13 protein-coding genes are annotated in these 13,693 nt (G+C 31.4%); 5 read left to right on the top strand and 8 right to left on the bottom strand.

Features of this window, described 5'->3' with window-relative positions; all coding sequences use genetic code 11:
• The first annotated feature begins 11 nt into the window (after positions 1-11).
• Together glmM and WPG_RS13860 are read left to right on the top strand one after the other, a co-directional pair.
• Positions 12-1,400 (top strand): phosphoglucosamine mutase, encoded by a 1,389-nt coding sequence (gene glmM / locus WPG_RS13855; protein WP_045473760.1) that lies wholly within the window; start codon positions 12-14, stop codon positions 1,398-1,400.
• Positions 1,401-1,430: 30 nt separating this feature from the next.
• On the top strand, positions 1,431-2,939 hold the full coding sequence (locus WPG_RS13860; protein WP_045473763.1) for an aminotransferase class V-fold PLP-dependent enzyme: 1,509 nt from the start codon (positions 1,431-1,433) through the stop codon (positions 2,937-2,939).
• Positions 2,940-3,316: 377 nt separating this feature from the next.
• On the opposite strand, the gene WPG_RS13870 is transcribed toward WPG_RS13860, so the two are convergent.
• Positions 3,317-4,207 carry a lysophospholipid acyltransferase family protein gene (locus WPG_RS13870; RefSeq protein WP_045473767.1) on the bottom strand — a complete coding sequence of 297 codons (891 nt, stop codon included), beginning with the start codon at positions 4,205-4,207 and terminating at the stop codon, positions 3,317-3,319.
• A gap of 61 nt (positions 4,208-4,268) precedes the next feature.
• Here WPG_RS13870 and WPG_RS13875 point away from each other — a divergent pair, with 61 nt between their 5' ends.
• Positions 4,269-4,931: a rhomboid family intramembrane serine protease gene (locus tag WPG_RS13875; RefSeq protein WP_045473769.1), complete on the top strand. Its 663-nt coding sequence runs from the start codon at positions 4,269-4,271 to the stop codon at positions 4,929-4,931.
• A 1-nt stretch (position 4,932) separates the two neighbouring features.
• Here WPG_RS13875 and WPG_RS13880 read toward each other — a convergent pair whose 3' ends face one another.
• Positions 4,933-6,084: a TlpA disulfide reductase family protein gene (locus tag WPG_RS13880; RefSeq protein WP_045473770.1), complete on the bottom strand. Its 1,152-nt coding sequence runs from the start codon at positions 6,082-6,084 to the stop codon at positions 4,933-4,935.
• 141 nt (positions 6,085-6,225) lie between these two features.
• On the opposite strand from WPG_RS13880, the gene mnmE reads away from it, so the two are divergent.
• Both mnmE and WPG_RS13890 read left to right on the top strand, forming a co-directional pair.
• Positions 6,226-7,614, top strand: coding sequence for a tRNA uridine-5-carboxymethylaminomethyl(34) synthesis GTPase MnmE (gene mnmE / locus WPG_RS13885; RefSeq protein WP_045473771.1), 1,389 nt, complete (start codon positions 6,226-6,228; stop codon positions 7,612-7,614).
• A gap of 284 nt (positions 7,615-7,898) precedes the next feature.
• Positions 7,899-8,258, top strand: a complete 360-nt coding sequence (locus tag WPG_RS13890; protein WP_045473773.1) for a DUF4870 domain-containing protein — start codon at positions 7,899-7,901, stop codon at positions 8,256-8,258.
• Positions 8,259-8,328: 70 nt separating this feature from the next.
• Here the strand turns inward: WPG_RS13890 and dnaN are convergent, their stop codons facing one another.
• The 6 genes from dnaN to WPG_RS13920 form a co-directional block, all read right to left on the bottom strand.
• Positions 8,329-9,447 (bottom strand): DNA polymerase III subunit beta, encoded by a 1,119-nt coding sequence (dnaN, locus tag WPG_RS13895; RefSeq protein WP_045473775.1) that lies wholly within the window; start codon positions 9,445-9,447, stop codon positions 8,329-8,331.
• 166 nt (positions 9,448-9,613) lie between these two features.
• A complete protein-coding gene (gene gldG, locus WPG_RS13900) occupies positions 9,614-11,281 on the bottom strand; it encodes a gliding motility-associated ABC transporter substrate-binding protein GldG (RefSeq protein WP_045473777.1) in 1,668 nt (555 codons plus the stop codon).
• Complete coding sequence (locus WPG_RS13905; protein ID WP_045473778.1) at positions 11,268-11,765, bottom strand: hypothetical protein; 498 nt, start codon at positions 11,763-11,765, stop codon at positions 11,268-11,270. The genes gldG and WPG_RS13905 overlap by 14 nt, the downstream gene beginning before the upstream one ends.
• Before the next feature lie 2 nt (positions 11,766-11,767).
• On the bottom strand, positions 11,768-12,490 hold the full coding sequence (gene gldF, locus WPG_RS13910) for a gliding motility-associated ABC transporter permease subunit GldF (RefSeq protein WP_045473780.1): 723 nt from the start codon (positions 12,488-12,490) through the stop codon (positions 11,768-11,770).
• A 7-nt stretch (positions 12,491-12,497) separates the two neighbouring features.
• A complete protein-coding gene (locus WPG_RS13915; protein ID WP_045473782.1) occupies positions 12,498-12,794 on the bottom strand; it encodes a putative quinol monooxygenase in 297 nt (98 codons plus the stop codon).
• A gap of 4 nt (positions 12,795-12,798) precedes the next feature.
• Entirely contained in the window at positions 12,799-13,635 is an 837-nt protein-coding gene (locus WPG_RS13920; protein ID WP_045473784.1) for an S-adenosyl-l-methionine hydroxide adenosyltransferase family protein, read from the bottom strand.
• Between the last annotated feature and the right edge of the window lie 58 nt (positions 13,636-13,693).

The raw sequence follows: 13,693 nt of genomic DNA on the forward strand, positions 1-13,693 counted from the left end.
ATGAAACATATATGACATTAATAAAATCTATTTCAGGAATTCGAGGTACTATAGGTGGTGCAGTTGAAGAAAATTTGACTCCAATTGATGCTGTAAAATTTGCAGCGGCTTATGGGACTTGGTTAAAACAACAACGCAACAAAGAGAACTATCGCGTTGTGGTTGGAAGAGATGCTCGTATTTCTGGTGAAATGATTCAGAATTTAGTTATGAACACATTGGTAGGTCTTGGTATTAACGTTGTTGATGTAGGATTATCTACAACGCCTACTGTTGAAATTGCTGTGCCTTTAGAACATGCAGATGGTGGAATTATTTTAACGGCAAGCCATAATCCTAAACAATGGAATGCTTTAAAGTTATTAAATGCAAAAGGCGAATTTTTGAATGGAGCAGAAGGACTAAAGATATTAGAAATCGCAGAATCTAACAATATGAATTTTGCAGAAGTTGACGATTTAGGAAAGATAACAAAGAATGAAGCTTATATTGATATTCATATTGATGAGGTTTTAGAATTGCCACTAGTAAATAAAAAAGCTATAGAAGCTGCAAATTTTAAAGTGGTAGTCGATGGTGTAAATTCTACTGGAGGAATTGCAATCCCATTGCTTTTAGAGCGTTTAGGTGTGCACCCATTGAAATTATATTGTGATCCAACAGGTCATTTTCCACATAATCCGGAGCCACTCAAAGAGCATTTAGGTGATTTGGCCAATGCTGTAGTAAAAGAGCGTGCTGATTTTGGAATTGTAGTAGATCCAGATGTAGATCGTTTAGCATTTATGGATGAAACTGGTGAGATGTTTGGAGAAGAATATACACTTGTTGCATGTGCAGATTATGTACTAAGTAAAAACCCAGGAAATACTGTAAGTAATATGAGTTCTACAAGAGCGTTGAGAGATGTTACTGAAAAGCACGGAGGTATGTATGAAGCAAGTGCTGTAGGTGAAGTAAATGTAGTCACCTTAATGAAAAAGAATAATGTTGTTATTGGAGGTGAAGGTAATGGTGGTATTATTTATCCAGATTCACATTATGGTCGTGATGCTTTAGTTGGCGTAGCGCTTTTTTTAAGTTTATTAGCTGAAAAGAAAATGAAGGTAAGCGAACTCAGAGCGTCTTATCCAAATTACTTTATGAGCAAGAAGAAAATACAGTTAACACCAGGACTAGATGTTGATGGTATTTTGAATACTATGGAATCTAATTATAGTCAAGAAAAGTTAACAACTGTTGATGGTGTAAAAATTGATTTTTCTGATAGTTGGGTACATTTACGTAAAAGTAATACCGAACCAATTATTAGAATATATACTGAAGCTCCATCGCAAGATGCAGCAGATACTTTAGCTGATAGGTTTATTGGTGAAATTAAAGCCATCGCTAATATTTAGTACCTTTGAAATAAATATAAGAATCTTGTTATGACTTTGATTTCTGATACTATAACAACCAAAATTACTGATTTAGAGTTATACTTTAATCAGTTTAGGGAACATATTATAGGGCAAAATCAGACTTTTATGTCACCTTATGGTGAGCAAAAAATCATCTATACAGATTGGACAGCTTCAGGTCGTTTATACAGACCAATCGAGGAAAAAATATCTAACGAATTCGGTCCATTTGTTGCCAATACACATACAGAAACAACTGTTTCTGGTACTGCAATGACCAAAGCGTATCATAAAGCCAAACAAATCATTAAGGACCATGTAAATTGTAATGAAGATGATGTCTTAATTGTTTCTGGTAATGGTATGACTGGCGTGGTGAATAAATTTCAGCGCATATTAGGACTCAAAGTTCCTGAGAATTTAAAAGATTACACATCGATTCCAGATGAAATGAGGCCTGTTGTATTTGTGTCACATATGGAGCACCATTCTAATCAGACGTCTTGGTTAGAAACCATAGCTTCGGTTGAGGTTGTCCCACCAGATGAAAATGGACTATTCTGTTTAGAGAATTTAGAAAAATTACTTTTAGAATACAAAGACTGTACCATTAAGATTGCTTCAATTATTGGTGGCTCTAATGTTACAGGTATCCAAACACCACATCACGATGTTGCTAAATTAATGCATAAACATGGAGGTGTTTGTTTTGTGGATTTTGCATGTTCAGCCCCTTATGTAGAAATTAATATGCATCCTAATGATAAAGATGCTCAGCTAGATGCTGTTTTCTTTTCTCCTCATAAATTTCTAGGTGGACCAGGAACTTCGGGTGTTTTAGTTTTTAATAAAAAATTATATAAAAATATGGTTCCAGATTGCCCTGGAGGTGGTACAGTAAGTTGGACCAATCCTTGGGGAGAGCATAAGTATATTGACAATATTGAAGATAGAGAAGATGGTGGAACACCAGGATTCCTTCAGACTATAAAAACGGCGCTTTCAGTAAAGCTAAAGGAGCAAATGGGAATTGATAATATGTTGAAGCGAGAACATGAGTTAGTAGATATCATTTTCAAAAAATTAGATCCAATTCCTAATATTAATATTCTGGCTGGTCAGCATAAAGATCGCTTAGGCGTGATTTCATTTTATATAGACGACTTACACTTTAACTTAGGAGTGAAATTATTGAATGATAAATTTGGTATACAAACTAGAGGTGGTTGCAGTTGTGCAGGTACATATGGCCATTTTTTATTACATGTAGATCAAAAAATGTCTAACGAATTAACTAACGAAATCTCTATTGGAGATTTGATCCGCAAACCTGGTTGGATTCGTATGTCTATACATCCTACAACAACAAATGCCGAGATAGAATTTGTTTGCGATAGTATTATTAACTTAGCGAAGCATCATGAAACTTGGGCTAAAGACTATGAATATTCGAAATGTAATAACGAGTTTATTCATAAATCATTAGTTGATCAACCTTGTAACGCTACTAAAGTGGATACTTGGTTTGATTTGTAATTAATTGAATTTTGGACTCAAAACCAATAAATGATTTAGATAAAGTCTTAAAAAGAAGATATATTGATGGTAAGAGCTTTAAGTATCTTCAAAAGCATTTGTCATTGCAAGGTTTAAATAAAAATGAGTCTATACTGAAACTCAAGTCGTTTAATGAACAATTTGAACCTTTGAGATTAAAAAGAGCGAAAAAGGACTTATTAATCGCTGTTATTTTAATGTCTATTCCTCTAGTAAATTTTCTGATATACTATTTAGAAATTATAAATAATTTTCGTTATAAAATAGGTCTCTTACAACTATGCTGCTTGCTCGCATCGAAAGTTTTTTTTCTGTCTTATTATAGAGTTGTGAGAGATAAAAATAAATTTTAGTATTTATTGAAATTCTGTCGGAACCTTATCTCGATGTTTCCAGCGTTTATGTGTCCAAAGATAATATTGAGGTGCTTCTATAATTTGTTTTTCTACAAGCTTAAAGAAGATATCCGTAATTTCATAATCCTTATAATCTTTGGGATGTTCACAAATAGTTTTAAAAGTAGTTTCATAATAGCCGCGTTTTAGACGCTTTACACTAAAGAAAACAACCGCCATATCTAATTTTTTTGCTAACATTTCAGCACCTGTATACATCGGTACTTTTATCCCCATGAATTCATTCCAATGAAAGGCCTTGGTTGCTTTTGGTGATTGATCAGATACAAATCCATTGATAGTTAATTCACCTTTCTTTTTTGAGGAATTAAGTACACTTAATGTTTCTTTTGTTGTAATTAGATAGGTGTCATGTCTAGCTCTAATACGTCTGATTAGTTTATCAAAATATTTATTTGTTAAACGTTTGTATACAGCGTAGCCCTTGAGATTAATATATTTTTGTAAAATGAATATCCATTCCCAACTCCCATAATGAGCACACATTAAAATGATGCTTCTTTCTTTGCTTTCGAGATTTTTTATTAATTCTATGTTAGAAAATGTGTAACGTTTCTTTAATTCAGCTTCTGAAATAGTCATCGATTTAATAGATTCTAACATCATATCGCATAAGTGATGATAAAATTGACCAGTGATTTTAGAAATTTCTTTTTCGGATTTATCAGGAAAAACTAATCTTAAATTTTCTTTTACAGTTGATTTTCTATATCCAAAAACGCTGTATAAAAAAAAGCAGAGTATATCAGAAATTCCATAAAGCAATTTAAAGGGCAAAATAGAAACAAGCCACAGTACTGGATAAATTAAAATGTAAGCAATAAGTTGCATTAAAATATGTTAGCAATTAAGGGCAAATATATGTTATATTTGATTTATAAGATTACAGTTTATGTACAATTTAAGTTTAGTTACTATTGCTATTATTGCTGCGAATGTTATCTTTTCTATGAAAGGATTTGATGATCGTTTGTTTTTTGAAAAATATAAGTTCAATATTGGTAATATTAGACGTGGAGAACAAATAAGAATGTTTAGTTCTGGTTTCTTACATGTAGATACTCAACATTTATTATTTAATATGTTGACGCTTTATTTCTTTGCTGATGCTGTAATTATTGAACTTGGGGAAATAAATTTTGTAATTATTTATTTAGCGAGCTTAGTTTTTGGAAATTTACTATCTCTATATTTTCATAAAGAAGAATATTGGTACAGTGCTGTAGGTGCAAGTGGAGCAGTAACTGGCATTCTGTATGCTGCAATCCTATTGCGTCCAGATATGAGTTTATATATGTTCTTTGTACCTATTCCAATTCCTGGTTATATTTTCGGGATAGGCTACTTAGCGTATTCCATATATGGTATGAAAAACAGAATAGGTAATATTGGACACGATGCTCATTTCGGTGGAGCTGTAGGTGGTTATGTAGTTACATTACTACTCATGCCCAGTTTATTTAAAACAGATTTAGGCCATATAGGCCTTTTAGCAATCCCAATCGTTGCGTTATTTGTACTTTATAAAACTGGGAAACTCAATAAGAATAAATGATTTACTGAGCTAAAAGCTCTTCTACTTTTAACTCCAATGCTTTTCCTCTAAGGTTTTTATAAGCAATCTTACCATCTTTATCTAATATAAATGTTGCAGGAATAGCACTGATATTATATAATTTAGCTACAGGATCATCAAAATATTTTAAATGTGATAACTGAGTCCATGTTAATTTATCGTTAGCAATCGCATCTAACCATGCTTTCTTTGGGTCTTGTTGTCTGCGTTCACCATCTAAAGAGATTCCAATAATTTCTAAACCTTGATCATGGTATTTCTCATATATTCTAACCACATTAGGATTTTCTCTTCTACATGGTCCACACCAAGCTGCCCAAAAATCAATTATTGTTACTTTACCTTTAAGATCATTTAAACTAACTAAAGTACCATCTGGTTTTGGTGCTTCAAAATTGGGAGCAACTTTACCAATTTCTAAGTGCGCTATTTTTTCATATTCTACAAAGAGTTCATCTAATCTCTTTTTAACTTCTTTACCTTTTTTCGTTTCTTTTAATCTAGGTGTTAGATTTTCAAAAGCTTTCATAAAACCTGGTACATCAAGTTTAGGTTTGTTCGCTTCTAATCCAATTAAGTTAAGACTAAAATAACTATCGTTATTTTCTAAAATAAAATTCAATGGGTGGCCTGTAAGACGTAATCCAAGTTTTTCTATTTCCTTGGTAAGGGAATCCTTTTTAGCAGCTTCTTCGGGTAGTTTTAACTGTCTGTAGGCAGTCATGACTCCTTGTCCTTCTTCTCTAATTTTATTCATACCATCTTGAAAAGCAATAAAACCCTCGTTACTTTCAGATCCAGTTACCTTAGATTCCATTAGGTTTTGTTTATTGATTTCTATGTCTATTTCACTATTCTCTAGCATTAACATAGCATTACCATCAACACTATTTACAGAAATAAAATGCATTGTTGGCTCTTCGACTTTTCCGTCCATATTAAACTTTTCGTCAAAAACTATAGCAGTATCGCTTACAATTTCTTTACCCTTTTCATCTATATACTTTAAATAAATACGCACACCATTGTAAACACCTGGTGCAGTTCCATTGATTACAAAGTCTGTTCTATTTTCTTTCTTGCAGCTCACTATTAACAAGCCAACAATAATAATTGTAAATATTCTTTTCATTTTGATTCTATTTATAGCCCTACAAATATATAAACAATGCTGAAAAAAAATGAAGACGCGATGTGAATTAAATCTTAAAATAGTAGGTCTTGTATTTATAACAATTATATATTTTACAATACTTTTGCATCAAAGTACTTAATTATGCATGATGATACTATTGTAGCTTTAGCAACTCCTTCTGGAAGTGGAGCAATTGCTATTATAAGATTATCTGGTAATGCTGCGATAGAAATTGCCTCACGAAATTTCAAGTCGGTCTCAAATAAAGTATTAAGTCAACAATCTACGCATACAATTCATTTAGGTCATATTATTGACCAAACCAGAACAATTGACGAGGTTTTAATTTCAATTTTTAAAAATCCGAATTCTTATACAGGTGAAAATGTTGTTGAGATTTCTTGTCATGGATCATCATATATTCAGCAAGAAATTATTCAGTTGTTTTTGCGACAAGGATGCCGAATGGCTACAGCAGGGGAATTTACCTTACGTGCTTTTTTAAATGGTAAGTTAGATTTGAGTCAGGCTGAAGCTGTGGCGGACTTAATTTCTAGTGATAACGAAGCATCGCATCAAATCGCTATCCAACAAATGCGTGGAGGGTTTTCATCTGAAATAGCCAAACTACGTGAAGAACTCTTAAATTTTGCATCCTTAATAGAGTTAGAACTCGATTTTGCAGAAGAAGATGTTGAGTTTGCAGATAGAACACAATTTAAAGAATTGATAGAACGCATCAATTTTGTTCTAAAGCGATTAATAGATTCTTTTGCTGTTGGTAATGTAATTAAAAACGGAATTCCTGTGGCTATTGTTGGTGAGCCTAATGTTGGAAAATCAACACTTTTAAATGCCTTATTAAATGAGGATAGAGCTATAGTGTCTGAAATTGCAGGAACAACAAGAGACACTATCGAAGACGAAATTTCAATAGGAGGAATAGGATTTCGGTTTATAGATACAGCTGGTATTAGAGATACTGAAGATGTTGTAGAAAGTATTGGAATTAAAAAGACCTTTGAAAAAATCGAACAATCTCAAGTGGTAATTTATTTATTTGATAGTAAGTCGAGTATCAACAACTTAGAAACTGTTAAACTAGAAATTGAAAAGATTAAAAATAAGCATCCACAAAAGCCATTATTAATTATTGCAAATAAGATTGATCAGCTAGAAGATATACAATTAGCAAAATTGAGCACAGAAATCGATAATATTCAGTTATTATCTGCTAAGACAGGTTTTGGTGTGGAGCAATTAACAGATTCATTACTTAATCTTATAAATACTGGTGCGCTTAGAAATAATGAAACGATTGTCACTAACTCGCGTCATTATGATGCGCTTTTAAAAGCATTTGAAGAAATTCAAAAAGTACAACATGGATTAGAAACTGGTTTATCCGGAGACTTATTGGCGATAGATATTAGACAGGCATTATATCACTTTGGTGAAATTACAGGAGAGATTACTAATGATGATCTTTTGGGTAATATTTTTGCTAACTTTTGTATTGGGAAGTAGTGTTTATCAAAAATGTGTTACAAAAGCAGACTTTTTTTGACATGTAAATGTTTGAAAATCAGTATTTAAAAAATGTTTTTATTGATATAGGATATTTTTTAGAAATATTAAGTTGTGTAGATTTGACTGTGCAATAATCGTACTTCTTTTTTATAGGCGGTATGTTTTAGTATGGGACTACATGCACAATAATTATTATATAGTAAAAAAGAGCACAAAATTTGTGCTCTTTTTTTGTAACATATTTAAATTCTCCACGTCATATAGTTGTAAAACAAATATTCATGGAATCAAATTATCACACACTTAAACGTACGGACAATCAATTGTTAGTTATTACACATTTAGCGCAATTACTGACTTACATTACAGGTTTTGGTGGTTTAATTGTGCCATTAGTAATTTGGGCGACACAAAAAGATCGTGTAGACCAAATGGATGCTCATGGTAAAGCGATATTAAATTTTCAGTTAAGTATTATAGTCTATTTTATTTTGAGTATTCCTTTAATGCTTATAGGAATTGGATTTTTAACCTTAATATTAATCGGAATCATGGCATTTGTAATGCCAATTATAAACGCCATAAAAGCTAGTAATGGTGAATTACCTAGCTATCCATTATCTCTTAATTTTGTTAGTTAGTATTAAAGAAATGGAATTAAAAAGGCTCATCATTTGATGAGCCTTTTTTTATTATTGAGTCTAAATTATTTTAGTTGTTAAGCATTACTGGCATAACAAGCATTGTAACTTGTTCGCCTTCATCTAAACCGTCAATTGGTGTTAAAATACCTGCTCTGTTCGGCAAACTCATTTCTAATTGAACATTATCAGAACTTAAGTTATTAATCATTTCTGTTAAGAAACGTGAGTTAAAACCGATTTGCATATCATCACCTTGGTAATCACATGTTAATCGTTCTTCAGCCTTATTACTGTAATCTATATCTTCTGCAGATATGTTTAATTCTGCTCCAGCAATTTTTAAACGAATTTGATGAGTTGTTTTATTAGAGAAAATACTAACACGACGCACAGAGTTTAAAAACTGAGTTCTGTCTATAACCAATTTATTTGGATTTTCTTTAGGAATTACCGCTTCGTAATTTGGATACTTACCGTCAATTAAACGGCAAATTAAAACAGAGTTTTCAAAAGTAAACTTTGCATTAGATTCATTGTATTCTACTAATACATCATCATCACTTCCTGCTAAGATTCCTTTTAAAAGATTTAAAGGTTTCTTTGGCATAATGAATTCAGCTGTTTCAGTAGCACTAACATCGTCTCTTGTATATTTAACTAATTTGTGAGCATCAGTAGCAACAAAAGTTAAATTGTCTTGAGAAAATTGAAAGAATACTCCGCTCATTACAGGTCTTAAATCATCGTTGCCAGCAGCAAAAATAGTTTTACTAATCGCAGTTGCTAAGATATCACCTTTAATGTTTGTTGTACTAGCATCTTCAATAGAAACAGCATTTGGAAACTCAGCTCCATCTGCATAAGCTAAAGCATATTTACCATGATTAGAACTAATCTCAACCGTGTTATTTTCTTCAACAACAAATGTTAATGGCTGTTCAGGAAATGTCTTTAAAGTATCTAATAATAGACGTGCTGGTAATGCAATACTACCTTCAGAATCACTTTCTACGTCAATTGTAGAAGACATAGTTGTTTCTAAGTCACTAGCTGAAATAGTCAGTTTAGATTGACTTAGCTCAAATAAGAAATTATCTAAAATTGGTAACGTATTACTATTATTAATAACACCCCCTAGTACTTGAAGTTGTTTTAATAAATAAGTGCTTGAAACAATAAATTTCATGTGTTGTATTTTATTTGTTTTCTATTGTCACATGGAACATCTTAAGATAAAATCCAACCTGAAAGGTTAGATGTTTCATATGTAATATATGTGTTTTTAACTTTGAATTTGTCTTACAAATATATCCTAATCAAAGGGTTTTATAAAACAAACTTATTAACAAATGTTAGGTGTATTTTTTCTTTCTAAAGTAGTTAAACGCAAAACCGAAAAGACCAAGTAGAGCCAGTGGTAAAACAATATTAATCAATTGCCATTTACCATTGCTATCTTTTATTTTTTCTGAATCTAAAAAAGCAATACTAATTTCTTTAGCTCTAATGTTTATAAGTCCTGTATCGTCCAAAAGGTAATTGATAGTATTGATGAGAAATTCTTTATTTCCAAAAGCTTTTCCTGTGAGTTGATCAAAACCTAATTCTTGAGGTCTATTTCTAACAACTTTATTTTTAATTACATCACCATCAGAGATTACAACCATTTTCGTTTCGGTACTCTTAGATTTAAAATCTTTCACTTCAAAAGGTAATACACGCTTGTCGTATACAGAAGTAAATTCCCCTTCTAATAATACGGCAAGATTCTGCGGCCCTAAATTATAAGTGGTTTCATCTGGTGTTTCCATAACGTTAGCTAATGAAATACTTTTTGGTACACCTTCGAGTTTAGAACGCGGAGAACTTTGTAAGAGTATAGATTTTTCTATACCATTTTTTAAAGTGTCAATTGGGCTTGCAAAATCAAATCTCACTAAGTTTAAGTTTTTAGTAATTGAGTGATTAGGATTCGATGCTGCAAGCGGAGAATACTGCCATTGCAAAGGTTGTAATTGGGCTTGACTACCTTCACCAATTGCTAACATAATTGGTGCAGAGTACAAATCTTTTACTAAACTTGGGTTTATTCTAATACCATATTTAAAGAAAAAATCATTCAGTTTCAAGTCGCGCATAATGGAAACTCCTGTTCCTGTAGCATTGTGCAGGCTATCCTCATCCATAATAACAGATTCTGTTAGCCATAAACTTTTACCACCATGCATAGAGTATTGATCTAAAACTAATTTTTCATTTTCTGTAAAGGCTTCACTAGGTTTTGCTGCAACAATTAAATCGTATTGCTTTAAATCATTTAATGTTTTTTGAGGATTAGATGCGACACTATCTAATGTAAAAGGAGCAACTCTATAATATTGTTGCATTGTTTTTAGAAAATCTGCAAGGTATACATCATCTAATTCACCATTGCCTTTTAAAATTGCTATAGTCTTAGACTTAGGATTAACTAATTGACTAAAACCATCTGAAAATGCATATTCTAAGGATTGCACAGAGTTATTAACTTGTTCTTGTAAACCTTGTGTAATACTTCTTTTTAATAAAGGAATTTTAACTATCTCATCTTTATAACTTGCAAAAGCCCAGGGGAAAATAATCTCTTTTGTAACTTTTCCAGTGCTATTATCTGTGTTAATATATGGTTCTAGTCCAGATTTAGTAAGCTCATCAATATTTCTCTCGCGAGTTGTTTCATCTTCTATAGGATTGATATAGTTAATGAATATTTGATTAGTTTCAAGTTGAAACTCTTCAATGATTTGTTTTGTTTCAGTTTGAAGTAATCTAAATTCAGAAGGAAAATTACCTTCTAGAAATACATCAATTATCAACGGAGAATCTAAATCGCTTACTAATGCTTTTGAAGCATTAGATAATGTATAACGATTATCTTTAGTTAAATCGAAGCGCTGATAAAACTTACTCGCAATAAAATTTACAAGAAGTAACCCAACAATAACAGTTATAATTGATATAAGCGTTTTATTCTTTTTCATTTTCGAACGTAATTTCTTCTTGATATGGTTTTATAACACTGACTTTATTTTGCTGAAATGTAATTTCTACACATTCTTTTTTGTCATTAAAAGCGCCAGGTTCAATACCCAAAGCATAATTCCATTTATTAATGTCTTGTGCTTTTGTTACATCATTCCATGTTAACCATTCGTGTTTTCCTAAAGCTAATTCTATTTCTGATTTTGAAAAGCCAATTAAGGTATCAGATTCAATAGTATTATCGATCATTTCATAGCGTAAACTTGGTTTTTCAATCCATGCTTCACTATTAAAATATTTTAAATGGTGGTAATTACTTATAATATTTACAAACGGGTAAAACATATAGAAATAGACAAATGGAGTAAGAACCAAACTGATTATAGCTGATAACCATTTACGCTTATCAACTGTATTCATAAACAAGAATAGTAGTATAAAAACTACGATCATAAAAATGACTAAAAAAGGCGTTATAATCATTATTAATGTTTTTGAATTCTAAATTTTGTAAATATTAAAAAGGCCAGAGCTATACTTATAAAATAGACTAAATCTCTTGTGTCAATCACTCCACGACTCATGCTATTATAATGTGCCGACATACCTAGGTTTTCCATATATACTAAATCACCTAATAAATTATAGTTTGAAAGCCCTTCAAAACCAAAATAAATAAAGAAACAAATAAAGACTGCAATTATAAAAGCGACGATCTGATTATCTGAGAGGGTAGAGGCAAACAAACCAATAGCAGTATATGCCGCTATTAAAAAGAGTAACCCAAAATAAGAACCAATGGTACTTCCCAAATCTATATTTCCTTCTGGGTTTCCTAGTTGTGAGATACTATAAACATAAAGTAATGTTGGGATTAATGCTATAAGTATTAAGGCTAGAGCACCAAAATATTTTCCTAAAACAATCTGAAAATGATAAATAGGCTTGGTCACCAATAATTCTAAAGTCCCTTGCTTTTTTTCATCACTAAAACTTCGCATTGTAACTGCCGGCACTAAAAAAATAAGAATCCAAGGAGCTAAAAGGAAGAAAGATGATAAACTAGCTAGGCCATTATCTAAAAGGTTGAACTCCCCTTTAAAAACCCAAAGAAACAAACCGTTAAGTAATAAAAAAACGCCAATAACTAAATAACCTATTGGTGAGGCGAAGAAGGTGTTTATTTCTTTTTTAAGTATTGCTAACATTGGTCTTTTACTTTAAACTATGTAGTTTGTTTACACTCCAAGCTTCAGGTTTTGCGTTAAATAAAGGTTTTGTATTAGCCCAAACACCTTTAAATAAGTCTGAATGCCTATAATTATTTAAATCTACTTCAGAATCCCAATAACTATAAGTAAAAAAGATATTGGTATTGTTCTGGTCTCGGTATAATTCTAAAAAGTTGCAACCATTAAAATTGCGAATCTTAGTTTTAACGGTTCCAAAATTAGCTAAGAATTCTTGAATCTTAGACGGTTCAAAGCTCATTTTTACAATTCTTACTAACAATAGCTTAGGTTTTAGAGAAATTTACGGTTACAGTATCCATAGTTTTTAAACCCATTAAAGTCGAGGCACTACCAACAGTGCTACTATTACTCTTATAAACTGCAATTTCTAAATAGCCTGAAGAATTGAAAACAACTAACCCTCTTCCTTCATCATTACGTTTAGATTCTTCAATTTCAAAATTTACAATATCGCTGTACTTGCTATGTACGGTTTTAAATTTATGATTTCGAGCTGAAATTTCATACCCTCTTGTTTTTTGAATATCCTCAAAAAATTTACGTGTAATATTTGTGATCACATTTCCATAATTATCAACGTAAATTACAGAACCAATTATTTGATTTTTTTCATCATTTACAAACGGAATTAAATTTTTAATTGGTTTGATAGTGTTAATAACTTTTCCTATTATTTCTAATGTACCACCTCTTGCAATATGGCAAGCTACTTTCACAAAGACATCTAAAACAGGAAAACTCGTTTCAATTTTATCATGAATATTAATTTCTACAATTTTTTCTGGTGCAATTTCAGAACAAATCATACTCATAATACCATTATTAGCGCATATAAAGTAATGGTCATCCAGTTTAATCGCAATATGCTTATTTTCAGGGCTTAACTCAGAATCAATTCCTATGATATGAATCGTTCCTTTTGGGAAACTACTATAAGCGTTTAAAATAATATATGCTGCTTCAGAAATATCAAATGGAGATATAGAATGTGATACATCCACAATTCTAATATCAGATAATTCACTGTAAATCGCACCTTTTATAGCACCAGCAAAGTGATCTTTTTCACCAAAATCAGTCGTTAAAGTGATTATTGCCATGGATTGATTGTTGATATTTTTTTGAAATTTTTGAAAGTAAAATTGCTAGCTTTGTAAG

The organism is Winogradskyella sp. PG-2 (assembly GCF_000828715.1).
Classification (GTDB): Bacteria; Bacteroidota; Bacteroidia; order Flavobacteriales; family Flavobacteriaceae; genus Winogradskyella.

Bases quoted from the DNA above. Each gene is read 5' to 3' on its own strand.
- WPG_RS13890 (WP_045473773.1), top strand. From the start codon at position 7,899: ATGGAATCAAATTATCACACACTTAAACGTACGGACAATCAATTGTTA.
- WPG_RS13860 (WP_045473763.1), top strand. From the start codon at position 1,431: ATGACTTTGATTTCTGATACTATAACAACCAAAATTACTGATTTAGAG.
- gldF (WP_045473780.1), bottom strand. From the start codon at position 12,490: ATGTTAGCAATACTTAAAAAAGAAATAAACACCTTCTTCGCCTCACCA.
- WPG_RS13920 (WP_045473784.1), bottom strand. From the start codon at position 13,635: ATGGCAATAATCACTTTAACGACTGATTTTGGTGAAAAAGATCACTTT.
- WPG_RS13880 (WP_045473770.1), bottom strand. From the start codon at position 6,084: ATGAAAAGAATATTTACAATTATTATTGTTGGCTTGTTAATAGTGAGC.
- dnaN (WP_045473775.1), bottom strand. From the start codon at position 9,447: ATGAAATTTATTGTTTCAAGCACTTATTTATTAAAACAACTTCAAGTA.
- WPG_RS13905 (WP_045473778.1), bottom strand. From the start codon at position 11,765: ATGATTATAACGCCTTTTTTAGTCATTTTTATGATCGTAGTTTTTATA.
- glmM (WP_045473760.1), top strand. From the start codon at position 12: ATGACATTAATAAAATCTATTTCAGGAATTCGAGGTACTATAGGTGGT.
- WPG_RS13875 (WP_045473769.1), top strand. From the start codon at position 4,269: ATGTACAATTTAAGTTTAGTTACTATTGCTATTATTGCTGCGAATGTT.
- gldG (WP_045473777.1), bottom strand. From the start codon at position 11,281: ATGAAAAAGAATAAAACGCTTATATCAATTATAACTGTTATTGTTGGG.
- WPG_RS13870 (WP_045473767.1), bottom strand. From the start codon at position 4,207: ATGCAACTTATTGCTTACATTTTAATTTATCCAGTACTGTGGCTTGTT.